General features: G+C 68.9%; 21 protein-coding genes. 6 read left to right on the top strand and 15 right to left on the bottom strand.

Translation table 11 applies throughout. From position 1 onward, the window contains the following. Positions 1 to 6 precede the first annotated feature (6 nt). From LQ757_RS16670 to LQ757_RS16685, 4 genes are all read right to left on the bottom strand, one after another. Entirely contained in the window at positions 7 to 5,910 is a 5,904-nt protein-coding gene (locus LQ757_RS16670; protein ID WP_231048393.1) for an Ig-like domain-containing protein, read from the bottom strand. Then, entirely contained in the window at positions 5,910 to 7,325 is a 1,416-nt protein-coding gene (locus LQ757_RS16675; protein ID WP_231048394.1) for a serine/threonine-protein kinase, read from the bottom strand. The genes LQ757_RS16670 and LQ757_RS16675 overlap by 1 nt, the downstream gene beginning before the upstream one ends. Before the next feature lie 137 nt (positions 7,326 to 7,462). Beyond that, a complete protein-coding gene (locus LQ757_RS16680) occupies positions 7,463 to 8,290 on the bottom strand; it encodes a PP2C family protein-serine/threonine phosphatase (RefSeq protein WP_231048395.1) in 828 nt (275 codons plus the stop codon). Beyond that, the gene (locus LQ757_RS16685; protein ID WP_231048396.1) at positions 8,287 to 9,477 is read right to left on the bottom strand and encodes an FHA domain-containing protein; all 1,191 of its coding nucleotides are present in this window, start codon (positions 9,475 to 9,477) and stop codon (positions 8,287 to 8,289) included. Before LQ757_RS16685 ends, LQ757_RS16680 begins: the two co-directional genes overlap by 4 nt. Before the next feature lie 140 nt (positions 9,478 to 9,617). On the opposite strand from LQ757_RS16685, the gene LQ757_RS16690 reads away from it, so the two are divergent. The 3 genes from LQ757_RS16690 to LQ757_RS16700 are packed head-to-tail and all read left to right on the top strand — an operon-like array spanning position 9,618 to position 12,979. Beyond that, positions 9,618 to 10,100, top strand: coding sequence for an Lrp/AsnC family transcriptional regulator (locus LQ757_RS16690; protein ID WP_231048397.1), 483 nt, complete (start codon positions 9,618 to 9,620; stop codon positions 10,098 to 10,100). Positions 10,101 to 10,112: 12 nt separating this feature from the next. Next, on the top strand, positions 10,113 to 11,528 hold the full coding sequence (locus LQ757_RS16695; RefSeq protein WP_231048398.1) for an aspartate aminotransferase family protein: 1,416 nt from the start codon (positions 10,113 to 10,115) through the stop codon (positions 11,526 to 11,528). Beyond that, positions 11,525 to 12,979 carry an NAD(P)/FAD-dependent oxidoreductase gene (locus LQ757_RS16700; RefSeq protein ID WP_231048399.1) on the top strand — a complete coding sequence of 485 codons (1,455 nt, stop codon included), beginning with the start codon at positions 11,525 to 11,527 and terminating at the stop codon, positions 12,977 to 12,979. The genes LQ757_RS16695 and LQ757_RS16700 overlap by 4 nt, the downstream gene beginning before the upstream one ends. Here LQ757_RS16700 and LQ757_RS16705 read toward each other — a convergent pair. Further along, the gene (locus tag LQ757_RS16705; protein WP_231048400.1) at positions 12,976 to 14,160 is read right to left on the bottom strand and encodes a DUF4192 family protein; all 1,185 of its coding nucleotides are present in this window, start codon (positions 14,158 to 14,160) and stop codon (positions 12,976 to 12,978) included. The genes LQ757_RS16700 and LQ757_RS16705 overlap by 4 nt on opposite strands. A gap of 221 nt (positions 14,161 to 14,381) precedes the next feature. Between LQ757_RS16705 and LQ757_RS16710 the strand changes: the two genes are divergently transcribed. The 3 genes from LQ757_RS16710 to LQ757_RS16720 all read left to right on the top strand — a co-directional run bounded on the left by LQ757_RS16710 (position 14,382) and on the right by LQ757_RS16720 (position 16,454). Further along, positions 14,382 to 14,873: a methylated-DNA--[protein]-cysteine S-methyltransferase gene (locus LQ757_RS16710; protein WP_231048401.1), complete on the top strand. Its 492-nt coding sequence runs from the start codon at positions 14,382 to 14,384 to the stop codon at positions 14,871 to 14,873. Positions 14,874 to 14,878: 5 nt separating this feature from the next. Beyond that, entirely contained in the window at positions 14,879 to 15,469 is a 591-nt protein-coding gene (locus LQ757_RS16715) for a DNA-3-methyladenine glycosylase I (RefSeq protein ID WP_308195662.1), read from the top strand. Between the two features lie 169 nt (positions 15,470 to 15,638). Then, a complete protein-coding gene (locus LQ757_RS16720; RefSeq protein ID WP_231048402.1) occupies positions 15,639 to 16,454 on the top strand; it encodes a M57 family metalloprotease in 816 nt (271 codons plus the stop codon). Between the two features lie 147 nt (positions 16,455 to 16,601). Here LQ757_RS16720 and LQ757_RS16725 read toward each other — a convergent pair whose 3' ends face one another. From LQ757_RS16725 to atpB, 10 genes are all read right to left on the bottom strand, one after another. After that, positions 16,602 to 17,363: a YaaA family protein gene (locus LQ757_RS16725; protein ID WP_231048403.1), complete on the bottom strand. Its 762-nt coding sequence runs from the start codon at positions 17,361 to 17,363 to the stop codon at positions 16,602 to 16,604. Further along, positions 17,363 to 17,935 (bottom strand): P-loop nucleotide/nucleoside kinase family protein, encoded by a 573-nt coding sequence (locus LQ757_RS16730; RefSeq protein WP_231048404.1) that lies wholly within the window; start codon positions 17,933 to 17,935, stop codon positions 17,363 to 17,365. The genes LQ757_RS16725 and LQ757_RS16730 overlap by 1 nt, the downstream gene beginning before the upstream one ends. A gap of 10 nt (positions 17,936 to 17,945) precedes the next feature. After that, on the bottom strand, positions 17,946 to 18,206 hold the full coding sequence (locus LQ757_RS16735; protein ID WP_231048405.1) for a F0F1 ATP synthase subunit epsilon: 261 nt from the start codon (positions 18,204 to 18,206) through the stop codon (positions 17,946 to 17,948). A 2-nt stretch (positions 18,207 to 18,208) separates the two neighbouring features. Next, on the bottom strand, positions 18,209 to 19,669 hold the full coding sequence (gene atpD, locus LQ757_RS16740) for a F0F1 ATP synthase subunit beta (protein WP_231048406.1): 1,461 nt from the start codon (positions 19,667 to 19,669) through the stop codon (positions 18,209 to 18,211). A 20-nt stretch (positions 19,670 to 19,689) separates the two neighbouring features. Continuing rightward, a complete protein-coding gene (locus LQ757_RS16745; protein ID WP_231048407.1) occupies positions 19,690 to 20,586 on the bottom strand; it encodes a F0F1 ATP synthase subunit gamma in 897 nt (298 codons plus the stop codon). Positions 20,587 to 20,630: 44 nt separating this feature from the next. Continuing rightward, entirely contained in the window at positions 20,631 to 22,271 is a 1,641-nt protein-coding gene (gene atpA / locus LQ757_RS16750; protein WP_231048408.1) for a F0F1 ATP synthase subunit alpha, read from the bottom strand. Positions 22,272 to 22,365: 94 nt separating this feature from the next. After that, complete coding sequence (locus LQ757_RS16755; RefSeq protein ID WP_231048409.1) at positions 22,366 to 23,163, bottom strand: F0F1 ATP synthase subunit delta; 798 nt, start codon at positions 23,161 to 23,163, stop codon at positions 22,366 to 22,368. A 3-nt stretch (positions 23,164 to 23,166) separates the two neighbouring features. After that, positions 23,167 to 23,724 (bottom strand): F0F1 ATP synthase subunit B, encoded by a 558-nt coding sequence (locus LQ757_RS16760; protein ID WP_231048410.1) that lies wholly within the window; start codon positions 23,722 to 23,724, stop codon positions 23,167 to 23,169. A 29-nt stretch (positions 23,725 to 23,753) separates the two neighbouring features. Then, a complete protein-coding gene (gene atpE / locus LQ757_RS16765; protein ID WP_231048411.1) occupies positions 23,754 to 23,990 on the bottom strand; it encodes an ATP synthase F0 subunit C in 237 nt (78 codons plus the stop codon). Between the two features lie 42 nt (positions 23,991 to 24,032). Then, positions 24,033 to 24,833: a F0F1 ATP synthase subunit A gene (gene atpB, locus LQ757_RS16770; RefSeq protein ID WP_231048412.1), complete on the bottom strand. Its 801-nt coding sequence runs from the start codon at positions 24,831 to 24,833 to the stop codon at positions 24,033 to 24,035. Between the last annotated feature and the right edge of the window lie 50 nt (positions 24,834 to 24,883).

Consider the following 24,883-nt stretch of genomic DNA (forward strand, 5'->3'; position numbering starts at 1 on the left):
GCGTTCCTAACTCGTGGCCGTGTAGCGGGTGCTGATGCCCGCAACCTCAATATCCAACCAGACGGTGTCGCCGGGTCGTGCCCCGGGGACGTTGCAGCTCGTCGCGGTCTGCGCGGCGCGGCTGTCCTGCTGGCCCTCGACGCCGCACCGGAGCGTGGCGGGCAGCCCCGAGTTGTTCGGCAGCGTCGTCCACGACCACGTGTTCGTGGTGCTGTTCCACGCACGACCTCCCAGCGCGAAGGTGAGCGAGGGCGATTCGCCGCTCGGCATCACCTGCGACCAGGGCCCGCAGGTCCCCCAGTCCGTGCAGCCGCGCACCTGGAAGCGGGCGGTCTGGCCGAACGCGAACCGGCTGGGATTGTTGAAGATGTCGCGCAGCCACCCCGTGCCGTGGAACTCCCGGTTCGACCCGGGGATCTGGGCGCCGTTCGCGTCGACGGCGACGATCTGCATGCGCGACGCCGAGACGTCGACGCCGTTGATGTAGCGGTCCCACGTCTCGAGGCCGTTGTAGTCCATGCCGCTGCGCACGTCGGTCACGGCACCGGGACCAGGTCGCACGACCGTTCCCGCGACGTCGGTGCTCACGCAGCCCGCACGGTTGTAGCCCCAGACGAGGAACGAGTATCTCGTCGAGTCCGACGAGGTTCCCGAGAAGCGGATGCTCGTCGTGTCGGGTGAGACGGGCACGGTCTCGGTGACGGTGCCGCCGCTGCTCGGCGCCACGACGGTGCCCGGGGCAGGCGTCGTGACCGTGCAGGACTGCGGTCCGCTCGGCACACCGGACGCACCTTCGACGAGGCGCTGCACGTAGTAGCCGAGCACCGTGTCGCCGTTGGCTGCGAACGGCGACCACGAGACGTTCACCGCTCCGGCCGTCGCGTCGCCGGCGACGGTGATCCCGCCCGCGATGGGCGGGCCGAACGGCGTTCCCGTCGTCGCCGACTCGGTCCACGACGCCAGCGCGGGATATGCCTCGTTGCGGGCGCTCACGCTCACCTGCACGCGGCTGCCGTTCTCGAGCGACCCCGAATCGGCGCCGCACACGCTCGCCGTGCACGCGGCGCCGGCCGAGACCTCGTTCGAGACGCCGCCGACCGTGACCACGTACGAGCGCACGGCGCTGCCGGAGCCTGTCGAGACCGGCGCCCATTCGATGCGCAGCCGCCCGTCGCGCGGGAGGGCGCGGAGCCCGGCGGGCGCGGGCGGGATGACGTCGGACCAGATCGCGCCCGGCACCGTGACCGGGTCGGAGTATCCGATGCCGTTCTGTGCACGCACGCGGACGACGACGGCGTTGGACTGGCCGTTGCCCGGCGTCGCCACCGTGCAGGTCGTCGCCGCACACGTCGACGCGCTGAGCACGTCGCCCGACTCGGGGCCGACGAGGGCGATCTCGTAGCCGGTGATCGGCGAGTTGTTGAACGCGCCGGCTCCGAATGCCACATCGAGGGTGCCGTCTCCGAAGCCGGTGACCTGTGGGCCCGTGACAGGATCCGGGCGATCCTGCACCGAGATCGTCACCGTGCCCCACGCGTAGCGGGACGGCTCATCGGTCGCATCGGCGACCTGGTACTGCAGCGTCGTGTTGACCGGTTCGGCGTCGGCCGCGACGGTCACCGAGAGCGTCGAGCCGGACTCGTTCGGCACGATCGTCACCCCGCGGGGCAGTGCGTCCGCATCGAGGCCGTTCACCCTGCCGACAAGTCGCAGCGGAGTGTCGGGGAAGGGATTGGTCGCCTCGTCGTTGGCGAGCACATCGATCGAGGTCGACGTTCCGCGGGTCACGACGTGGACATCGGCGACCGGGCGTGCGATCGGCTTCGTCGACGGCACGACGCGAAGCTCGATTCGACCGCCCTCACCCTCGGTACGGGGGTCGGCGACGCCCACCCCGATCGAGGCTCGAGTGCCGGTGCGGGTGCCGTTCGACGCGGTGATCGTCATCTCGTCGCCGTCGAGCGACACCTCGAAGCCATCGGCAGGCGGGGGCAGCACCCGGTACTCGAGCAGCTCCTCGGCCTCGGGGTAGGGATACCTCGTGAGCTTGACCAGGTCGATGGTCTTCGATGCGCCCGGCTCGAACTCGATCACGCCTCCGACGAACGACGGGGGCTGGTTCTCGATCGAGAGCACGTCGATCGGGATCACGATCGTGCCCGTGCGCGCCTCGGGGTCGTCGGGCGACGAACCATCGGTGACGGTGAACGAGAGCGAAGCCGGACCGAAGTAGGCTTCCTCGCTGCGGAAGCGCAGGGTGTTCTCGTCGACCACGAGCGAGGAGCCGTCGCTGTGCGTGGCGCGAACGCTCGCCTCATCGGTGATCGTGACCGGGCGGCCCGAGGCGGCGATCACGAAGTCGGCCAGCTCGAGTTCGACCTCGTCGCCGCTGCGGACCTCGACGCGGGGCGCGTCCTTGCGCAGCTGCGGCAGCGCGTCGTCGCGCCCCGGCACCCAGATGAAGGCGTGCCCGACGACGGAGGCGTCTTCGGGATGGCTGACCGTGAACGGGATGATGCGGCGTCGATCTTCGATGTCGACGCTGATCGTGCCGTCGGGATTCACCGCGGCGCCGCGTGCGTACCCGGGGACGAGACCCACCCGCAGGGCATCTGCATCGCCGTCGGCGAGGAACACGTTGCGGAGCACGGGAACATCGATGCGCTCTTCGCCGAGGATCTCGCTGAGCCCGAGCACCGTATCGGCGGCCTCGGGACGCGCGAGGGGAGCATCGTTGCGCGCCTCGACCCTGAGGAAGTCGGTCGCCTGGCCGAGTTGCTCGTTCTCGATGGTGTAGATGAAGCCGTAGTCGCCCTCGCCTGCGGGGACCTCCACCTCGATCCAGTCGTCGACGACGACGGCCGAGGCTCCACCCGTCGTCGGCTCGACGCCGGTGAGGGTGAGCACGCCTCCGGCCGGGTCGGAATCGTTCTCGAGCACGCGCACCGAGATCGTGCGACCGGGCCGCACCGTGATCTCATCTTCGACGGCGATCGGCTTCTGCGGGCCGGTGCTGCGCGGCGCGATGCCCAGGCGCACCGTGCCGTTCGCGCGAGCGCCCATCGCATCGACCACCGAGTACTGGAACTGGTCGGCGCCAGCCGAGTATTCGCCGGCGCGGAACTCGAACCAGTCGGGCCCGGTGTTGACGACGGCGCCGCGCGTGGGGTTCGAGTACTGGCCGAGGAGCTGCACCGAGTCGCCATCGGGGTCGACACCGCCGAGCGGGACCGGGATGCGCACCGTCTCGCCCGCGATGACCCGGCCCGTCACGGTGGCGGGCACGGGTTCCACGTTCGTCTCGGGGTCGGGTTCGCTGACAGAGATCGTGACCTTCGCCGTGGCGAACTGCCCGGCCGACTCGATGCGGTACATGGCCTCGTACTCACCGGCGCGTTGCGGCGCGAAGTACCGCAGCCGATCGTCGGAGGCGAAGAGCAGGCCCTCGGCGGGCTCCTCGACGAGGTCGGGGGCGAGCGTGATCGGCATGGCATCGGGGTGCTCGTCGTTGGCGAGCACGGGGATGTCGACGACGTCCCCGGTGCGCGCCGAGATCACGTCGGGTGCCGCGACCGGCGGCTGGGCGACGGCGGGCACCGGTACCTCGACGAGCGTCACCTCGCCCTCGGCTTCGGCCAGGCCGTTGCTGACGCGATACCCGAACACCATCGACCCGGTTGCGAGCGGCCTCGTGAGGGTCACCCTGAGCAGCCGGTGCTCGACGATCTCGACCGTCACGCCCTCGCTCTCGAGGTCGGGGTCGACCGCGGTGACCACGAGCACGCCGCCGGTCGGGTCGATGTCGGTCGCCAGCACGTCGATGTCGACGGGTTGCTCGGCGCGCAGGTACGCCGTGTGGGGAACGGTGATGGGCTTCGTGTCGCGGTCGGGCGGCGCCGACACCTCGACGCGCACCACCCCGGTCGCCGTCTCGTCACCATCGGTGACGGAGTACTCGAGGTAGTGCGTGCGCACCGAGTTGCTCGTGAAGCGAACCGTTCCGCGGTCGTAGTCGGGGGTGAGCTCGACGTCGGGTTTCGCGGGGACCGCACTGAGCTCGACGGTGCCGGTGCCGCCGCGCACGTGCCGAAGCGGATCGATGCGGATCTCCTGGCCGGCCGTCGCGAGCGCCACGAACGGGTCGGCGATCAGCGGAACACTGCCCGGCTCGAAGACCTTCACGTCGAGCGCTCCCGACGCCCGGTCGCGGCCGTCGGAGACGAGGAGTGAGACCGTGCGGCTTCCACCTCGCTCGCCGCCCTCGTCGACGACCACGACGCCCTCGGCCGTCGACGAGACCGTGTCGGGCGCGTCGATCGACGCCTGCTCGAGGAAGAACGGGTCGCCGTCGGGATCGACCCAGTCGCCGAGCACGGCGGTCGTCACCCGCCCGTTCGTGGCGACAGCGCTGGCAGTCTCTCGCTTCTGCACCGGCGGCGAATTCTCTTCGGGTTCACGGACCGCGACCTCGACGTGCGCTTGCGCCGTCCCGCCGCGCCCGTCGGTGACGACATAATCGAACGACACCGAGCCGAAGGCCTCGGGGCCGAGGGTCAACTGCAGCTGCTGGTTGTCGGCGACGAGGTCGACTTTCGCCCACGAGGGCAGATCGCCTTCGATCGAGTCGACGACGAGCACGTCGCCGTTCGCGTCGTAGTCGTTGAGGATGACGGGAAGCAACGTGGACCGCTCGGGGCGGGCTCCGAACTCGACGTCGTCGACCGCCACCGGCGGAAGCTGGCTCTTCTCGACCGTCGGCGGCTCGTGGGGATCGTTCTGCTCGACCTCCTCGTCATCGCTCTGGATGTCGAGCAGGTCCTTCCAGTTGTTGATGAACTCGTAGTCGGCACTGGCAGCCCACGTGCGCCCGCTGCGACGGTCGTTGAGCGCGAGTGCGCTGCCGTTCGCCATGAACTCGAACTCTGCGGCGCCGCTCGCGCCGTCGAGTTCGATGAGTCGATCGTTCGCTGGTGCGCACGATCGCCAGATCGTGCCCCTGCTCCACGCAGCGTGGATGCATCCCTCGTGCACGACCGGGGACACCGCGGTCCCCGACCTCCCGTCGACCAGGGAGCGCACCACGCCGTCGTCCATGCCGACCGCGATGAGTCCCCGCTCATGTGCGACCAAGACCTCGTCTCCGTCGGCCGACGCGGCTTGGAGCACCGGGTCGGCGCGCTCGGGAAGCGCACCGGCGAGGTCGAGTTCTGCTCGCCCGGGCAGTGTGAGCGTTCGCGCGTTCGGATCGAGGACCGCCCAGGTGCCGCCGGCCGAGCTGAGCTGCAGGTCGCGATCGTCCGTCACGGGCGTGATCTCCCAGCTGCGCTGGATCGTGCCCGCGTCGTCGGTGTCGACTGCGTGGACCGCACCGGTCGTCGGCGTGTAGGCGAAGAGCCGGCCCGACGGGTCGACCGAGACCAGTGCGTCGGGACCGAACGAGAGTTGCGGCTCGGCGTCGGCGTCGAAGTCGGCGAAGTCGTCGATCGGCGACGTCCACACATCGCCGGCCGAGACGATGACGACCTGGGCCCCGGCGATGGTCACCGTCGGTCTGTCGGGCGGCACCGCCACCGGCTGATCGGTGGGCGACGAGGTCGTCACGTCGATGATGTCGACGCTCGCACGTTCGGGATCGAGCATGAGCACGGTCGAACCGGCCTGCGCCACCTCGACCGGGCCGCCACCGGTCTCGACGAGGGAGTTCAGTTCGAGTGCCGCGGTGTTCGCACGCCCGATCGACTGGATGTTGTCATTCGGGACCCAGACCGCGGCGTCTCCGAGTTCGATGCGCTGCGCCGTATATCCCCCGGAGGTGACGGCGATGCCGCCGACGACCGCGACGACCGCTCCGACGGCCGCCGCGGTGACGATCGCGGAACGGTGACGGTTCAGTCGACGAAGCGGCACCATCAGCCGGACCCCTCGACGTCGACGCACCGCTCGGCGCTCGCCTGACCCGCCTTGCCGTCGCGACTCACGACGACGCTGGCGCACACGCGTTCACGATCCAGCACCTCGAGCGAGTAGGTGCCGTCGCGTTGGACCGGCGACGGCGTGCCGTCGATCGAGACGATGTACACGTCACCGGTCTGGAGGCCGGGATCGGCCCAGGTGAACGTGACGGTCGTGCCGTCAGCCGTTCCCTGCACGTTGCTCACGACTGGAATCGACCGCGTTCCCTGGACGACCGCCCAGACGCCGGCCCCCGAGAGCGCGAGCAGCAGCACGGCGACGATCGAGACGCCCCAGGCGAGTCGTGGAACGCGCTGCGTGACGCCGGATGAGCTCGTCGAGCCGGTCTCGCGCTGCCGCGACTGGGTCGCGATCGAACCCGCGTGCGTGCGTGCTGCGGCCGGACCGCGACGACGCCGGGCGCTGCCACGGAGTGAGACCGAAGGCGCCGTGCTCACGCGTGTGCGCTCGTCGTCGTCGATCGTCGTCACGAGCGCCCAGTCGTCGACGACGACCTCGATCGGTGTCTGCGGGAGCCCGAGCTCCGCCTCGACGGATTGCAGGTCGCGGATGAACTCGAGCGCACTCGCCTGACGGGCGCCGGGGTCCCGCGACATGGCCCGGGCCAGCACCGCCTCGAGATTCGGCGGGACGTCGTCGCGCCCGGTCGGCGGAACCTTGGCCTTCGCGATGCGCGCCATGAGCGCCGCGGTGCCGTTGTCACCACCGGTGATCTCGAACGGGCTCCGGCCTGCGAGCAGCGAGTACACGGTCGCCCCGAGCGACCACACCTCGCTGGCGACCGTGCCGGAGACCTCGTCGTGCAGCACCTCGGGTGCGGACCACGGAATCGAGAGCCCCACCGTGTCGCTCGATTCGACCTGGCCGAGCGTCGCGGCGATGCCGAAGTCGGAGAGCACCGGGTGGCCGAACGCCGTCGTCAGGATGTTCGACGGCTTGATGTCGCGGTGCAGCACGCCCTGCTGGTGCGCGGTCTCGACGGCGCTCGAGACGCGCACGCCGATCGAGAGCACCTCGGCGATCGGCAGCTGGGTGGCGCGGTAGCGCTGCCCGATCGTCGCCGAGCAGTACTCCATGACCAGGTAGGGCCTGCCGTCGGCGGCGACGCTCGCCTGGTAGACCGTGAGGATCGACGGATGGGAGCTCAGCTGGGCCATGAGGTTCGCCTCGGCCTGGAACATCTGGCGCGTGTCGTCGTTGACGACCCCCGCGAGGAGCACCTTGACCGCGACGAGCCGGCGCGGCATGTTCTGCTCGTACAGGAAGACGTCGGCGAATCCGCCGGAGCCGAGCACGCGCACGAATTCGAACCCGGGCAGGTTCGGCGGCGTGGATGGCAGGCGGCGCGACACGGTCCTCCCAGCATTCATCTCGTGGTCGGGGAGCGTCCGCCGGTGCCGGCGGGCCCGGATTTCCCACCATTGTAGGTCGGGTCGGCCGTACCCGAATCGTCCTGTGCAGAACGCGCAGGACGAGCGCGGGACATCCGTCAGGCTCGGGCGGTCTCGCCGCCCTCGGACCGTTCGCCCGCAGGCGGGCGCACCACGGACAGCACGTCGACCACCACGACGGTGATGTTGTCACGACCGCCGTTGCCGAGTGCGGCGTCGATGAGTTGTTCGGCGGCCTTCTCGGCCCGCTCGTTGGCCACCAGGAAGTGCCTGATGCCGTACGAGGTCAGTTCTTTCGTGAGCCCGTCGGAGCAGACCAGCAACCGCATGCCGGGCTCGATGGCGATGGCTCGGTAGTCGGGGATCGGCGCCTCATGGAAGCCGACGGCGCGGGTGATCACGTTGGAGTGCGGATGGGTGTCGGCCTCCTCCTTCGTGATCTGTCCCGCGTCGACGAGCTCCTGCACGATGGAATGGTCGGTGGTGAGCTGCTCGAGCACTCCGCCGACGAGCCGGTAGACGCGGGAATCGCCGATGTTGTAGATGATCCAGGCCGGCTCGTCGGAGATGACGCCGAGCGCGATGCCGGTGACGGTCGTGCCGCTGCCCTCGTCGGTGACGCCCGCGCCGCGGCTCATGTCCTGCACCGCCCGGTCGAGCGACGCATCGATGTCGGCGGTTCCGATGACGGGCTTGCCGCCGTGCTCGGCGAGGCGGGTCACGACCGCGGCGCTCGCGAAGTCGCCCGCCGCGTGCCCGCCCATGCCGTCGGCGACGGCGAAGATCGGCGCCTGCGCGAGGAAGCTGTCTTCGTTGACTTCGCGGCGCAGCCCCGTGTCGGTCTTCGCCGCCCACGCGAGCGTGATCTCGGTGCCGTCGGGCAGCGAGACGCGATGCCGGGCGTTGCCGTTGCCTATCTGCGTCACCTGTGCAGCCTGCTGTCTGGTCGGGTCGTTCGATCGCCGCCTCGGGGAGGGAGGATCTCGATGATCGTATCGTCCCCGAGGTCGAGCGATGCGCCGGGGATGACGACGATCGATTCGCCCGATCGCAATCGCCGCCGCCCGCCGCCCGCTGGTCGAAGAGTCGTGCCGTTGGTCGATCGCAGGTCGGTCGCGACGAGTCGCGTGCCCTCGACGCGCAGTTCGAGGTGCGTCGCCGAGATGAATCCTCCTCGCGACTCGACCGTCACGAGCTCGGGCTGGACGCCGTCGGCCCGCGCGATGCGCGGTGGGCTCGGCCGGCGGCCGATGAGCAACGGCGCCGTGACCGCGCGCACCGGTCCGCCCGCGATGCGCACCTGCGGAACGGTCGCGACGATGGCCGCATCACCGATCGCCTCTCCCGAGGCGAGCCCGCCCGGCAACGCGTCGCGTCCAACATGCGCCGCTCCCGCGGCCGGTGGATCGGCTGTCGGCACCGAGGGATCGTCGCCCGCCCCGGGGCGCCGGCGGGGCACGATGATCGTGTCGGCATCGACCCGGGACCTCCCGAGCAGGACGGTGTCGGCGTCGACCGATGGTGAGGATTCGCCGCGCGCATCGGTGGCCGATGCATGGTCGTCGGCCGGTGCGAACGCCGCGTCGGGATCGCGGGGCGGTGCGACCACCGTAACGGGTCTGGTCGGCTCGGGGACGATCGCCGGCGTCCACTCCACCGCGGACGCGCGAAGACTCGCCCGTGCGTGCCGAACGGGCTCGCCGCCGCGGAGCGGCTCGAGGGCGGCGTCAGCGCCGGTGAGCCTGAGCCGCGTGACTTCGTGGAACTCCGCGAGCAGCCACGGGCGGATGTCGCGTGCGTCGAACCGTCGGCTGCCTCCGGGTGACTCGAGGTCGACCACGGCGTCGCCGCGCACCACGGCCGTCAACTCGGACGGATCGTCGCCGGGCCACCAGACGAGTGCGAACGATTCGATGGGGTCGATGTCGCCGAAAGGCAGGCGGCCGACGATCTCCTCGAGCACCGGGCCGGATTCACCGGCCGCCTCGGCGAGGGACGCGAGCACCGGATCGGGCGCGGGTGCGGCCAGCGCGACGATGAAGCGGTCGCCGACGATCACGTCCCACGCGGACGCGCCCGCCGTCGCGGTGCTCGTGACGGAACCTCGAGGCATGTCGTTCAGTCTGGCACCGGCCGCATCGGGCGTGACAGCAGGCCCGTCATATCGCGCGAAAAGCATGGAATCAGTTGTCAGAACGCGAGAATACGACGGAATCCCTTGCCTGAGACATCCGTCACTGTCACAATCGAGCAATGACGAACGCAAGTCGCCCCAACGGCAATCGTGCCGTACAGCTCGACGCTGTCTCGAAGGCGATCGTCGAGCAGCTGCAGGCCGACGGCCGACGCTCGTATGCCGACATCGGTAAGGCGGTCGGCCTCTCCGAGGCGGCCGTCCGCCAGCGCGTGCAGAAACTCACCGATTCGGGTGTCATGCAGATCGTGGCGGTGACCGATCCGATGCAACTCGGCTTCACGCGCCAGGCGATGATCGGCATCCGCGCCGCGGGTGACACCCGAATGCTCGCCGAACAGCTGGCCGAGATCCCCGAGATCGACTACGTGGTGCTCACGGCGGGGAGCTTCGACCTGCTCGCCGAGGTGGTGTGCGAGAACGACGAAGAGCTCATCACGCTGCTGAACACCCGCATCCGCAATCTCAGCGGCGTCAGCGCGACCGAGACGTTCGTGTACCTCAAGCTCCAGAAGCAGTTCTACAACTGGGGCACTCGCTAGGAAAGGAAGACCATGACCGACACGGTGTACGACCGCCCATTGACTGACGCGGTCTACGACAACGGTGCATTGCAGCAGAAGGCGAAGGATCACCTCTGGATGCACTTCGCCCGGCAGTCCACGATGGAGGCCTCGGGCGTGCCGATCATCACCAGGGGCGAGGGCCACCACATCTACGACATCGAGGGCCGCAAGTACTTCGACGGGCTGTCGGGGCTCTTCGTCGTGAACGCCGGCCACGGCCGGGCGCGACTCGCCGAAGTGGCGGCGAAGCAGGCCGAACAGCTCGCCTTCTTCCCCATCTGGTCGTATGCGCACCCTGCGGCGATCGAGCTCGCCGACCGGCTCGCCGAGTACGCGCCGGGCGACCTGAATCGCGTGTTCTTCTCGACGGGCGGCGGCGAAGCGGTCGAAACCGCGTTCAAGCTCGCGAAGTACTACTGGAAGCTCAAGGGCCGTCCGACCAAGCACAAGGTGATCTCGCGTTCGGTCGCCTATCACGGCACCCCGCAGGGCGCGCTCGCGATCACCGGCATCCCGGCGATGAAAGAGATGTTCGAGCCGCTCACGCCCGGCGGCTTCCGCGTGCCGAACACGAACTTCTACCGTGCCGCCGAGGTCGGCGCGCCGGCCGACGACCTCGAGGCCTTCGGCATCTGGGCGGCGAACCGCATCGAGGAGATGATCCTCTTCGAGGGCCCCGAGACGGTCGCGGCCGTGTTCCTCGAGCCGGTGCAGAACTCGGGCGGGTGCTTCCCGCCGCCCCCCGGCTACTTCCAGCGGGTGCGCGAGATCTGCGACCAGTACGACGTGCTGCTCGTCTCCGACGAGGTGATCTGCGCGTTCGGGCGTATCGGCCACATGTTCGCCTGCGACGCCTACGGCTACGTGCCCGACATGATCACCTGCGCGAAGGCGATGACCTCGGGCTACTCCCCCATCGGCGCGACCATCGTCTCCGAGAAGCTGTACGAGCCCTTCTCGAAGGGCACGACGTCGTTCTACCACGGCTACACCTTCGGCGGGCACCCCGTCTCGGCGGCGGTCGCGCTCGAGAACCTCGACATCTTCGAGGAGGAGCGGCTCAACGAGCGCGTGCGCGAGAACTCGCCGCTGTTCCGCGCCGAACTCGAGAAGCTGCTCGACCTGCCGATCGTCGGCGACGTGCGCGGCGACGGGTACTTCTTCGGCATCGAGCTGGTGAAGGACACGGCGACGCGCGAGACGTTCAACGACGACGAGTCCGAGCGGCTGCTGCGCGGCTTCCTTTCGAAGGCGCTCTTCGATGCCGGCCTCTACTGTCGCGCCGACGACCGCGGCGACCCGGTCATCCAGCTCGCGCCGCCGCTCACGATCGGCGTGCCCGAGTTCCAGGAGATCGAGCAGATCCTTCGCGGCGTGCTGACCGAAGCATCGAACCGGCTGTGACGGCGGGAGTTCATGCGACGGCGACGGATGCCTCACCCGCCGCCTACCGTCGGTTGAGCTTCTGGCTCGACGACCTCGTCGCGCAGGGGCTCGACGACCTGGCGCCGCGCGACGCACTCACGACGAACGCGCGGTTCGACGTCGCCCTCATCGGCGGCGGTCTCACGGCGCTGTGGACCGCGTACGAACTCTCGCGCGCCGACCCGTCGCTCTCGATCGCCGTGCTCGAGCGCGACATCGCCGGGTTCGGCGCCTCGGGCCGCAACGGCGGATGGTGCTCGGCGCTGTTCCCGAAGACGGCGGGCGCGCTCGAGCGCCGGTACGGCTTCGACGCGGCCGTCGCCATGCGTCGCGCGATGATCGACACGGTCGACGAGGTCGGCCGGGTGACGGCGCGCGAGGGGATCGACTGCGATTTCGAACGCGGCGGCACGGTCGTGTTCGCGCGCAACGACGTGCAGCGTCGCACTGCGAAGGCCGACGTCGCCGAGGCACGGCGCTTCGGGGTCGACCGGCTCGAGTACCGCGACGAGTCCACCGTCGGCGCGGGGTCGGGTGCGACCGCGCTCGATGGCGGCTCGCCGGCCGCGGTCTTCGACCCCGCGTGCGCGCGGGTGCATCCGGCGAAGCTCGTGCGCGGACTGGCACGCGTCGTCGAAGCCCGGGGAGTCAGCGTCTTCGAACGCACCGAGGTGCTCGACTGGTCGGCCGGCCAGGTGCGCTTCCGCTCGCTCGACGGCGGCGACGCCCACGGCACGATCGCCGCGAAGCATGTCATCGTCGCGACCGAGGGGTACGGCCCCGGCCTGCCCCGCGTGCGTCGGCGGATCCTGCCGCTGTACTCGCTCATGATCGCGACCGAGCCTCTCTCGGACGCCGTGTGGGAGGAGATCGGCATCGAGCACGGCCAGACGTTCAGCGACTACCGGCACCTCCTCATCTACGGCCAGCGCACCGCCGACAATCGCTTCGCCTTCGGTGGTCGCGGCGCGAATTACCACTGGGGAAGCGCCGTGGACCCGGCGTTCGAGCGGGTCGACCGCGTGTTCGAGCACCTGCACGCCGCCCTTCGCGACCTCTTCCCCGCCGTCGGCGAGGCTCGAGTGACCCACCGATGGGGCGGGCCGTTGGGCGTCGCCCGAGACTGGTGCGCGACCGCGAGCTACAACCCGAAGACGGGGGTGGGCTTCGCAGGGGGCTACGTCGGTGACGGCCTGTCGACGACGAACCTCGCCGGACGCACGCTGACCGACCTCGTACTGGGCGTCGACAGCGAGCTGACCAGGCTGCCCTGGGCGAACCACCGATCGCCGCTGTGGGAGCCCGAACCGTTGCGGTATGTGGGGGCGAACCTCGGCATCCTCGGCATGACGCTCGCCGACCCCGAGGAACTTCTGACCCGCAGGCCGTCGCTCATCGCCCGCGCGACCGCGCGATTGACAGGTCACTAGGAGCGACCGGCCCCGACGCTCGCCGCCTCGGCGGCCGGTCGCACGAACGCCCACTCGGGTATTGCTCCGCCGCCGATGAAGGCCGCGAGCAGGCCTGCCATGGGATGAGCGGGCTCGAGCTCGACGGCACGGTCGATGAAGGCCCCGGCCGCCGAGCCGCGGCCGAGCGACCAGGAGAGCCACGCCGCGATGCAGAGCGGTCCCACCCGGTCCGCCTCGGGCGCGTTGGCGATGAGCGGCCGCAGCAGCTCGAGCGCATGCTCGACCCGTGCACGCTCGGGTCGCAACGTCGACTGGCCGAGCAGCAGGCGCGAGAGCAGTTCAGTGACATCGTCGTGGTCACCCTCGGCGACCTCACGTCGCACGAGATCGTCGAGCGACTCGCCCGACATGTCTGCTCGCTCGGCCGCGGCGATGGCGTCGTCGTGCGCTGCAGCTCCGATCACCGGCCCGAATGCGAACTGCAACATCATCCCGTCGCGGAACGCCGGGCGTGCGGCGAGGTGCAGGAACCAGGCGAGCCGCAGCGCCGGCTGCCGAACGAAGTCGGCCGAGAGCAGGGATTCGACGAGCTCGACGGGGTCGGTGTCGTCACCGAGTCGCTCGAAGACCGCATCACCCGGCACGGCGTCGCCGAACCGCTCGAGCTCCTCGGCGATGCGCACTGCGACACGCCCGTCGGGTGCAGGCAGTACGCCGCTCGCCGCCGGATCGTCGAGCACGCCGGCCGCGTCGGGCGCCTGAGCTGTCACGGGATTGTCGTCGATCATTCCGAGCGGATGTCCCGACGCCGGCGTCTCGCGGTCGAGGTACGACCCCCAGGCATCCGCCGCTCGACAGAGCGCGTCGCGGACGACGAAGCCCGCCTGCTCGGCGCGCCGGATGAGCTGCTCGGCGAGTCGTCGCTCGGGAGTACCTCGTTCGGACTCGAACGTGCGATCGGTGTACAGCACCGGCACGACCGCATCGATGCCGGGCATTCGGCAGAGGGTGCCGACCACGACCGAGACGAGCGCGGCGCGGTCGCGCGCCTTCGACGGCAGGTCGTGTCGAAGCACGCCGACGGTGCGGTTGCCTTCGAATGCGACGCAGACGAGCGACCGTTCGGGCCGGAAGCCGGCGAGCGACGGGACGAGGGCGAGGAAGTCGTGCGCCGATGCGGCGCGGATGATGGTCGTCATGCCGAGCGATGCTGTCGGACATTCCGGCGGCGTGCCGTGGGATCCTCGCGCTGTCGCAACCTCGTTGAGATCCGCCCTTGGGGAGGAGGAGTCGCCGAAACCAGGACGGATGGCTGGGCGTCCGCTCGCACTCGTCCTCCACAGGCGGGGCCGAACGTCGACTTCCCCGCCGTGTCCGATTCCCGCGAGATCATGTCGGAGGCCCCGGCTACGCTCGGAGCATGACCAACGTGTTCCTCATCAGACTCGACAGCCCCATCGGGCGCATCGAGGTCGTCGCCGACGATGACGCCGTCACCTCGCTCACCATCGAGCAAGATGGCCGGCTGCCCCACGACGGCGAGCCCGAGCGCACCAATCCCGTGCTCGATCGAGCTCGAAGCGAGCTCGCCGAGTACTTCAGCGGGGCCCGGACCGAGTTCGACCTGCCGGTGAGACTGCGCGGAACTCCCTTCCAAGAGGCGGTATGGGGTGAGCTCCAACGTCTGGGCTGGGGTGACGCCACCTCATATGGCTCGCTCGCCGCTGCGGTCGGCAAGCCCGGCTCCGCACGCGCGATCGGCGGCGCAGTCGGCGCCAATCCCGTGCCGATCATCGTCGGCTGCCACCGTGTGCTCGCCTCCGACGGCCGGGTCACGGGGTACTCCGCCGGCGAGGGCATCCCGACGAAGCTCTGGCTGCTCGGCCATGAACGCATCGGGTTCGCCGCGTGAGCGTCATCCCCCGACCCGAACTCGTGATCGGCGACGACGGCCTGGCCCGGTGCGCCTGGGGCACGAGCAGCGACGAGTACCGTCGATACCACGACGACGAGTGGGGCACGCCGCAGCACGACCCGACGCGGCTGTTCGAGAAGGTGTGCCTCGAGGGATTCCAGGCCGGCCTGTCGTGGATCACGATCCTTCGACGACGACCTGCCTTCCGCGAGCTCTTCCACGGGTTCGACCCGCGCCTCGTCGCCGCGATGACCGACGACGACGTCGAGCGGCTCCTCGGTGACGAGCGCATCATCCGCCATCGCGGCAAGATCGAGGCGACCATCCAGAACGCGCGCGCGACCCTCGCACTCGACGTCCCGATCGATCAGCTGCTGTGGGGTTTCGCCCCGTCGCCGCGCGCCGCGGCGCCGGCGTCGTTCGCCGAGGTGCCCGCCACGACGGCCGAATCGGTCGCGATGAGCAAGGAGCTGCGCCGCCGAGGCTTCCGCTTCGTCGGACCGACCACCATGTACGCCCTCATGCAGGCGGCGGGAATGGTCGACGATCACGTCGCCGGTTGCTTCCGGGCGAAGCATCCCAGCAGCGTCTGATGTCCGCCGCGCCGGACGCGCGGCGCGCCCCTGAGATCCTTGACACCGTCGAATCGCGCAGGCTACGTTGAGCCCACTTCGGGGGACAGGCAACGATGCCCGACCTTCGGATCCGATACCGCTCGCCGACCAGGCGAGCGGATCGCTCATTTCAGAAGGAGCACACTGCATGCGATTCACGAGAACACTCGCGCTCGCCGCCACCGCGGCGGGCGCGCTCGCTGTCGGCACGGTAATCCCGGCCGCCGGCGCAACCCCGCTCGATGACTCCGACGTTCCCTCCTACCAGGAGTTCGCGGCATCGACGTACCGAGACATCGACGGCGGCTACATCGTCAACGGTGACGAGCTGATCTCGGGCCAGAGCGACCTGCGGTCATTCTACGAACAGCTCGTCGGACCCGAGACGCCGACCGACGGTCTGATCGTCAACACGGTCAACGGCGCCGACGACAAGTGGTCGGCCTCGCAGGTGGGCAACCTCACCTATTGCGTCAGCACGAAGTTCGGCACTCGTCATGCCGACGTCGTCAGCGCGATGGCGAGCGGCGCGGCCCTCTGGGAGTCCGCGTCGTCCAAGATCAACTTCGTGCACGTGAGCAGCGCCGACGGCCAGTGCACGACGCGCAACAAATCGGTCCTGTTCTCGGTCGAGCCCGTGCAGACCTCGCAGTACATCGCCCGCGCGTTCTTCCCGAGCTCACCGGACCGTCAGCAGAACGTGCTCATCGACGACTCGATCTGGAGCTCAGGCTCCTGGACGCCGACCAACATCATCGGCCACGAACTCGGGCACGCCCTCGGTTTCCGGCACGAGCACACGCGCCCCGAATCGGGCACCTGCTTCGAAGACAACAACTGGCGTCCGCTGACGCCCTACGATTCGGCGTCGATCATGCACTACCCGCAGTGCAACGGCTCGTCCGACGACCTGTCGATGACGAACTCCGACCGCGCGGGCGTCGTCGCACTCTACGGCGGCTGAGACACCGTTCTCATCCAAGCCCTCCGTCAGGGCGCGCTGGGTCCGGTCGTGTCCGACCGGACCCAGCGTTACGTCATGAAGTCGCGAGGCCGAGGGCGAGGCATCGCGCGGTGCGGCACGCAGTCGTCGAATCGTGCGCCCGGCGCATCAGGCGACGAGTTCCACCTCGCGCGGCAACGTCGCGCCGCGCTCCTCGCCGAGTTGCATCGAGAAGCCCGCGGCGTGAGCCCAGTCGAGCAGATCGTCGAGGCTGTCGAGCTCGGGGCGCCGCTCGAGCACGGCGCGGGTGAAACGCCCCTTCGCCTGCTTGTTGAAGTGGTTCAGCGCGCGCTTCCGCCCCGCGGCGTCGACCGAGACGACGCGCACATACACGCTGCCAGGACGAACCGGGGCCGGTCCGAGCTCGGCGTAGCCCTCCGAGCGGAGGTCGATGATGAGTCCGGGCTCGCCGCCGAGCACCTCGGCGATCGGCGCACGCCAGTGCGACTTCAGCCGCAGCCCCGGCAGCTTGGAGTCGTGCGAGAGGCGATACGCCGGCACGGGGTCGAGTGCCCCGACGAGCCCGAGGAGGGCCGAGTGCACGACGACCGTTCGACTCGCGAACTCGCGGGCGGGTGCATCGAGCGACGTCGGGTCGAGCGCGTCGAACAACACCCCGGTGTAGCGGTCGATCGCCGCCATGGTCGGAGCGCCCGGAAGCTCCCGATTGCGGTCGATCTCGGCGGCCTGCCGCGGCCCGAGCTTCAGCGCCCGCATCATCGCCTCGCGGTCGGCCGAGAGCTCGCCGAGTGCGGCGAGCGTCTGCTCGCGAGCGGACGAGAGCGTCGGGAACGACAGCGCGGCGAGTTCGAGGGGCGCGTCGGCGCCGCCGTCGCGCTTCGTTTCGGACGGCGGTAGGAGGATCCGCACTACGCGCCGATGAAGGCGAGTGCCGCGTCGACGTTCGTACCGAGCGTCTCGACGCTGTCGATCGTCACCCGCGGGAGCGCTGACGACGGTCCGGTCCACACGGCATACCCTTCGAGGCTCTGCTCGACCGCACGCCAGGTCGTCTCTTCGAGGTGCGGAAGCCGGCGCTCGCGCTTCTCGAGTCGAGCACGATGCAGCGCCTCATCCGAGCAGACGACCTCGATGACCCGGAGCCGCACGTCCGCGCGCTCGGCGAGGTCGCGCCACTGCAGCCGTGCTGCCTCGGCGGCGTTGACAGCGTCGACGATGACCGTGCGACCCGATTCGAGTTCCTTCTGGGCGATCTCCTCGGCGACGAGATACGCCGCGAGCCCCGTCGGCTGGTCGGCATCGATGCCGGCCCGCAGGATCGCGGACTCGATCGGGTCGACCGACACCACGGTGGCGCCGAGGCGGGCGCCGACGATCTCGGCGATCGTCGACTTGCCCGCACCCGGTAATCCGGCCATGACGATGAGCTGGGTGACACTCAGGTCACCGAACTGACGGTCGAACGGCTGCTCCCCCTGCATCCGTGTCTCCTCAGACGAGTTGAGCGCGCGAGGCCACGACCTGCACGGAATCCGACTGCACCGAGAGGAATCCCTCTTCCGCGTTCGCGGTGATCTTCTCACCGCCGGCGAGCGTGACGCGCACCTCGCCACCGGCGAGGATCGCGAGCAGCGGCTCATGACCGGGCAGGATGCCGATCTCGCCTTCGACGGTGCGAGCGACCACCATGGTCGCCTCGCCCGACCAGACTTCCTGGTCGGCCGAGACGACGCTCACGTTGAGGCTGGCCATGCTCAGCCGTTCTCCTTCTGGATCTGCGCCCACTTCTCTTCGACGTCGGAGATTCCGCCGACGTTGAAGAAGGCCTGCTCGGCGACGTGGTCGAAGTCACCGCGCGCGATCGCGTCGAACGACTCGATCGTGTCCTTCAGCGGAACGGTCGAACCCTCGACACCCGTGAACTTCTTCGCCATGTAGGTGTTCTGCGAGAGGAACTGCTGGATACGGCGTGCACGTGCCACCGTGATCTTGTCTTCCTCGGAGAGCTCGTCGACACCGAGGATCGCGATGATCTCCTGGAGCTCCTTGTTCTTCTGCAGGATCTGCTTGACCGTGGTCGCGACGCGGTAGTGGTCCTCGCCCAGGTAGCGGGGGTCGAGGATGCGCGAGGTCGAGGTCAGCGGGTCGACGGCCGGGTAGAGACCCTTCGACGCGATCTCACGCGAGAGCTCGGTCGTCGCGTCGAGGTGCGCGAACGTCGTCGCGGGGGCCGGGTCGGTGTAGTCGTCGGCGGGCACGTAGATGGCCTGCAGCGAGGTGATCGAGTGACCGCGGGTCGACGTGATGCGCTCCTGCAGGATGCCCATCTCGTCGGCCAGGTTCGGCTGGTAGCCCACAGCGGACGGCATGCGGCCGAGCAGCGTCGACACCTCGGACCCCGCCTGCGTGAAGCGGAAGATGTTGTCGATGAAGAGCAGCACGTCCTGCTTCTGCACGTCGCGGAAGTACTCCGCCATCGTCAGCGCCGACAGGGCGACGCGAAGACGCGTCCCCGGCGGCTCGTCCATCTGGCCGAACACGAGGGCGGTCTTGTCGAAGACGCCCGCCTCCTCCATCTCGTGGATGAGGTCGTTGCCCTCACGGGTGCGCTCGCCGACGCCGGCGAACACCGACACTCCGCCGTGGTCCTGCGCGACGCGCTGGATCATCTCCTGGATGAGCACGGTCTTGCCGACGCCTGCACCACCGAAGAGGCCGATCTTGCCACCCTGCACATAGGGCGTGAGCAGGTCGATGACCTTGATGCCGGTCTCGAAGAGCTGGGTCTTCGACTCGAGCTGGTCGAACGCCGGGGGCTTGCGGTGGATGGGCCACCGCTCAGTGACCTCGACGGCCTCACCGGGCTCGCCGTTCAGCACCTCGCCGATGACGTTGAAGACCTTGCCCTTGGTGATGTCGCCCACCGGCACCGAGATCGCCTCACCGGTGTCGGTGACCTCTTGACCACGCACGAGCCCGTCGGTGGGCTTCAGCGCGATGGCGCGAACGAGGTCGTCACCGAGGTGCTGGGCGACCTCGAGCGTGAGGGAGGTGGTCTCGTCGCCGATCGTGATGTCGGTGCGGAGAGCGTTGTAGATTTCTGGGATCGAGTCGTGCGGGAACTCGATGTCGACGACGGGGCCCGTGACGCGGGCGATGCGGCCGACGGCGCCGGCGGTCGACTCGGCGACCGGCGCGGTTGCGGTGTCAGTCATTGTGCTCTCTCTTTTCTGGATTACTTGGCGACGACGAGCGCGTCGGCGCCGCCCACGATTTCGGCGATCTGCTGCGTGATCTCGGCCTGGCGCGCTTCGTTCGCGAGGCGCGTGTAGTCGGTGATGAGCTTGTCGGCGTTGTCGCTCGCCGACTTCATCGCCTTCTGGGTGGCAGCGTGCTTGGCCGCGGCCGACTGCAGGAGCGCGTTGAAGATGCGGCTCTCGATGTACACCGGCAGCAGCGCATCGAGCACCGTCTCGACGTCGGGCTCGAACTCGTACAGCGGCTGCACCGTCGAGTCGGGCTCCTCGACTCCCTCGACGACCTCGAGCGGCAGGAGGCGCACGACCTCGGGGGTCTGCGTCATCATGCTCACGAAGCGGTTGTAGACCACGTGGATCTCATCGACACCGCCGTCGGCCGCATCGCGCAGGAACGCCTCGAGCACGGCTTCGGCCACGTCTTTGGCGAGGTCGAACTGGGGGTTCTCGGAGCTGCCGACCCACTGGCGCTCGGACGAGCGCCGGCGGAACGCGAAGTAGCCGACCGCCTTGCGTCCGACCAGGAAGTACACGACCTCCTTGCCCTGCGACCGCAGCAGCTCGCTGAGCTCTTCGGCCTCGCGGAGCACCTGCGAGTTGAACGCGCCCGCGAGACCCCGGTCGCTCGTGACGATCAGCACGGCGGCGCGCTCGATCTTCTCGGGCTCGGTCGTCAGCACGTGATCGACGTTGGAGTAGGTCGCGACAGCCGAGACGGCGCGCGTGATGGCGCGCGAGTACGGCGTCGAAGCCGTCACACGCGCCTGCGCCTTCTGGATGCGCGAGGCGGCGATGAGCTCCATCGCCTTGGTGATCTTCTTCGTCGTCTGGGCAGACCTGATCTTCTGCCGGTAGACCCGAAGTTGCGCTCCCATTTCTCTCCTGTATCGCTAGGGTTCGGTCGTCAATCGCGGGCTGCCTAGCGGCGGGCCTTGACGATCTTCTCCTGGTTGACGTCCTCTTCGGCGATGGCCTCGAACTGCTCGGAGCCGACCGAGGCGAGCGGCTTGCCCTCGCCGGTCTGGAACTCCTGCTTGAACGTGTCGACTGCCGACTCGAGCTGGGCGACCGTCTCGTCGGAGAGCACGTTCGTCTCACGCAGGTTCGAGAGCACCTCGGTGTTGCGGCCGAGGTAGTCGAGCAGCTCACGCTCGAAGCGCAGGATGTCTTCGACGGGAACCTCGTCGAGCTTGCCGTTGGTGCCGGCCCAGATCGAGACGACCTGCTCCTCGACGGGGTACGGCGAGTACTGCGGCTGCTTGAGCAGCTCCGTCAGGCGCGCACCACGGGCGAGCTGACGGCGGCTGGCCGCGTCGAGGTCGGACGCGAACATCGCGAACGCCTCGAGCGAGCGGTACTGCGCGAGCTCGAGCTTCAGCGTGCCCGAGACCTTCTTGATCGACTTGACCTGCGCGTCGCCGCCGACTCGCGAGACCGAGATGCCCACGTCGACCGCGGGACGCTGGTTCGCGTTGAAGAGGTCGGACTGGAGGAAGATCTGGCCATCGGTGATCGAGATCACGTTGGTCGGGATGTACGCCGAGACGTCGTTCGCCTTGGTCTCGATGATCGGCAGACCGGTCATCGAGCCCGCGCCGAGCTCGTCGGAGAGCTTCGCGCAACGCTCGAGCAGACGCGAGTGCAGGTAGAAGACGTCACCGGGGTACGCCTCGCGTCCCGGCGGACGACGGAGGAGCAGCGACACGGCGCGGTAGGCCTCGGCCTGCTTCGACAGGTCGTCGAAGATGATGAGGACGTGCTTCGAGTCGTACATCCAGTGCTGGCCGATGGCCGAGCCGGTGTACGGCGCGAGGTACTTGAAGCCGGCGGGGTCGGAGGCCGGCGCCGCGACGATGGTGGTGTACTCCATGGCGCCGGCGTCTTCGAGGGCGCCCTTCACCGAGGCGATGGTCGAGCCCTTCTGGCCGATCGCGACGTAGATGCAGCGAACCTGCTTGTTGACGTCGCCCGAGTCCCAGTTGGCCTTCTGGTTGATGATCGTGTCGATCGCGATGGCCGTCTTGCCCGTCTGGCGGTCGCCGATGATGAGCTGCCGCTGGCCGCGGCCGACGGGGATCATCGCGTCGATCGCCTTGATGCCGGTCTGCAGCGGCTCGTGCACCGACTTGCGCTGCATGACGCCGGGCGCCTGCAGTTCGAGGGCACGACGGCCCTCGATGCCGGTGATCTCGCCGAGGCCGTCGATCGGGTTGCCGAGCGGGTCGACGACACGGCCGAGGTAGCCCTCGCCGACGGGCACCGAGAGGACCTCGCCCGTGCGGGTCACCTCCATGCCCTCTTCGATGCCGGTGAACTCGCCGAGAACCACGACACCGATCTCGTCTTCGTCGAGGTTCAGCGCCAGGCCGAGCGTGCCGTCGGCGAAGCGGATGAGCTCGTTCGCCATGACGGAGGGCAGGCCCTCGACGTGTGCGATGCCGTCGGCTGCGTCGGTGACGTATCCGACCTCGGTCTTCTGCGCTGCACCCGGCTCGTATGCCGAGGCGAACTCCGCGAGAGCCGAACGGATCTCGTCGGGGCTGATGGAGAGTTCTGCCATTGCCATTTCCTTTTCTGGGGCTGGCCCTTATCTGTACAGGTCGTACAGCTACTGGTCTGTCGCGGCGAATGACGCCGGTCGTTGTGGTCCGGCGTCAGCCGGCAAGCTTCTGCCTCAGCGAGCTGAGGCGGCTGGCGACGCTGCCGTCGAAGACGTCGTCGCCGATCTGGACGCGAACCCCTCCGACGACGGCGGGATCGACGATGGTGTCGAAACGGATGCGGCGACCACCCGTCTGGGCGGCCAGCCCCTGCTCGAGGCGCGCGAGCTGCGCTTCGCTCAGCGGCACGGCGGTCGTGACCGTCGCGATGTCGAATCCGCGCTGGTCGGCGACGACGGATGCCGCGTGGCGCAGCATCTCGCCGATACGGCGGCCGCGCGGCTGCTGCACGAGGTGACGCACGATGGCCACGGTCGCCGGTGCCGCCTTGCCCGTGAGGAGCCGGTCGACGAGGACCGCCTTGGCCGCGGACGACCCGAGCTTGGAGCCGAGTGCGAGCTCGAGACCCGCGTCGGCGGCGACGGTGCGCTCGAAGGCGAACAGCTCGGCGTCGATGTCGATGTCGTCGCCCGTGGCGTCGGCGGCCACGCGGATGCCGAGGTCCTCGACGCCGGCGAGGAAGTCGGCGCCGCTCGACCAGCGGCTCGACGCGGCGCTCGTGAGGAGCGTGGCCGCGTCGGCCGAGATCTTGCTGCCGAACACCGCGTCGACGAGCGCGCGCTTCTGCGCTGCGTCGGCCTCGTTGTCGGTGAGTGCCGAGCGCAGCTGCGACGTGCCGCTGATCGCGCGGACCGCGGCGAGGAGGTCGTCTGCGACCGACAGTTCGGCGCGGCCGAGCGCCGACAGCGCGGCGCGCGTGCCGGTCAGGGCCTCTCTCGTAGCGCTACCCATGGACTACTTCTTCCCTCCGGCGGTGGCCTCGGAGGCCTCCAGGTCGGCGAGGAACCGGTCGACCACCGCAGCGGCCTTCTTGTCGTCGGTGAGCGACTCGCCGATGACGCCGGACGCCAGGTCGATCGCGAGCGTTCCGACCTCGGAGCGCAGGGACACGAGGGCCGACTGGCGCTCGGCGTCGATCTGCGCCTGCGCGCTCGCGGTGACGCGGGCGGCTTCGGTCGTGGCCGTCTCTTTGGCCTCTGCGACGATCTTCTTGCCGTCTTCGCGGGCGGTCTCGCGGATGCGGCCGGCCTCGCTGCGTGCGTCGGCGAGCTGGGCGGTGTACTCCTCGAGCGCCGCCTCGGCCTTGCGCTGTGCCTCGTCGGCCTTCGCGATGTTGCCTTCGATCGCCTCGCCGCGCTCATCGAGCAGCTTCTGCACGCGCGGCAGCACGTACTTCCAGAAGAAGATGAGGATGATGACGAAGGCGACCGCCGACCAGATGATGTCGTACGGCGCGGGAAGGAGCGGGTTGATGCTCTCTTCTGTCGCCGCAGTCACGATTGCCTGGAGCATTGGTACCTCGGTGTCTCGTCAGGGGGTGATTACGGGAACGGGATGAACGCCACGGCGATCGCGATGAAGGCGAGTGCCTCGGTGAACGCGATGCCGAGGAACATGAGGCCCGTGAGACGACCCTGGAGCTCAGGCTGACGTGCGACCGACTCGACCGTCTTGCCCACGACGATGCCCACGCCGATGGCCGGGCCGATCGTTGCGATGCCGTACGCGACGGGAGCGAGGTTGCCGTTGACCTCAGCGAGGATTGTCGTTGCGTCCATGTGTGTTTCCTTCCATGTTGTCGAACCGGGATCCCGGTTCGTTTAGTGTTCTTCGGCCAGCGCCAGCTGGATGTACACGGCCGAGAGCAGGGTGAAGACGTAGGCCTGCAGCACTGCGACGAGCAGTTCGAACAGCGTGAACGCCAGGCCGAACGCGAAGGTGCCGATGCTGAACAGGCTCCACAGGCCGCCGGCCGTGAAGATGAAGAACTGCGTGGCCGAGAAGCAGAGCACGAGCAGCATGTGCCCGGCGACCATGTTCATCAGGAGTCGCAGCGCCAGCGTGATCGGCCGGAGGACGAACGTCGAGACGAACTCGATGGGCGTGACGACGATGTAGAGGTACCACGGCACGCCCGACGGGAACAGCGAGTTCTTGAAGAACGCGCCCGGGTGCTTCTTGATGCCCGCGTACATGAACGCGACGTAGGAGACGAGGGCGAGGAACAGCGGGAAGCCGATCACCGAGCTGCCGGCGATGTTGATGCCGGGGATGATGCCGGTCAGGTTCATCGCGAGGATGAGGAAGAACAGCGTCGTGAGCAGCGGGAGGAATCGCTTGCCGTCGCGCTTGCCGAGCGTGTCGTACACCATGTTGTTGCGCACGAAGTCGAGCGCGAGCTCGGCGAGGCTCTGGCCGCGACCGGGCACGAGCTTCATGCGGCGGGTGGCCAGCCAGAAGAGCAGGATGAGCACGGCGACGACGAGCAACCGGATGAGGATGATGCGGTTGATCTCGAACCAGGTGCCTTCGAAGAGGATCACCGGCGGGAAGAAGTCGGTCAGCGAAGGACCATGGAACTCACCCGAACCACCTTCTTCGGAGGTCGCGAACGGGAGCATGTGAACGAGAGCGTTACCTAGCAGCGCTGTCTCCAGTTTCGGGGCGTGTC

Source organism: Agromyces cavernae (assembly GCF_021044935.1).
In the GTDB taxonomy this organism is placed as follows: Bacteria; Actinomycetota; Actinomycetes; order Actinomycetales; family Microbacteriaceae; genus Agromyces; species Agromyces cavernae.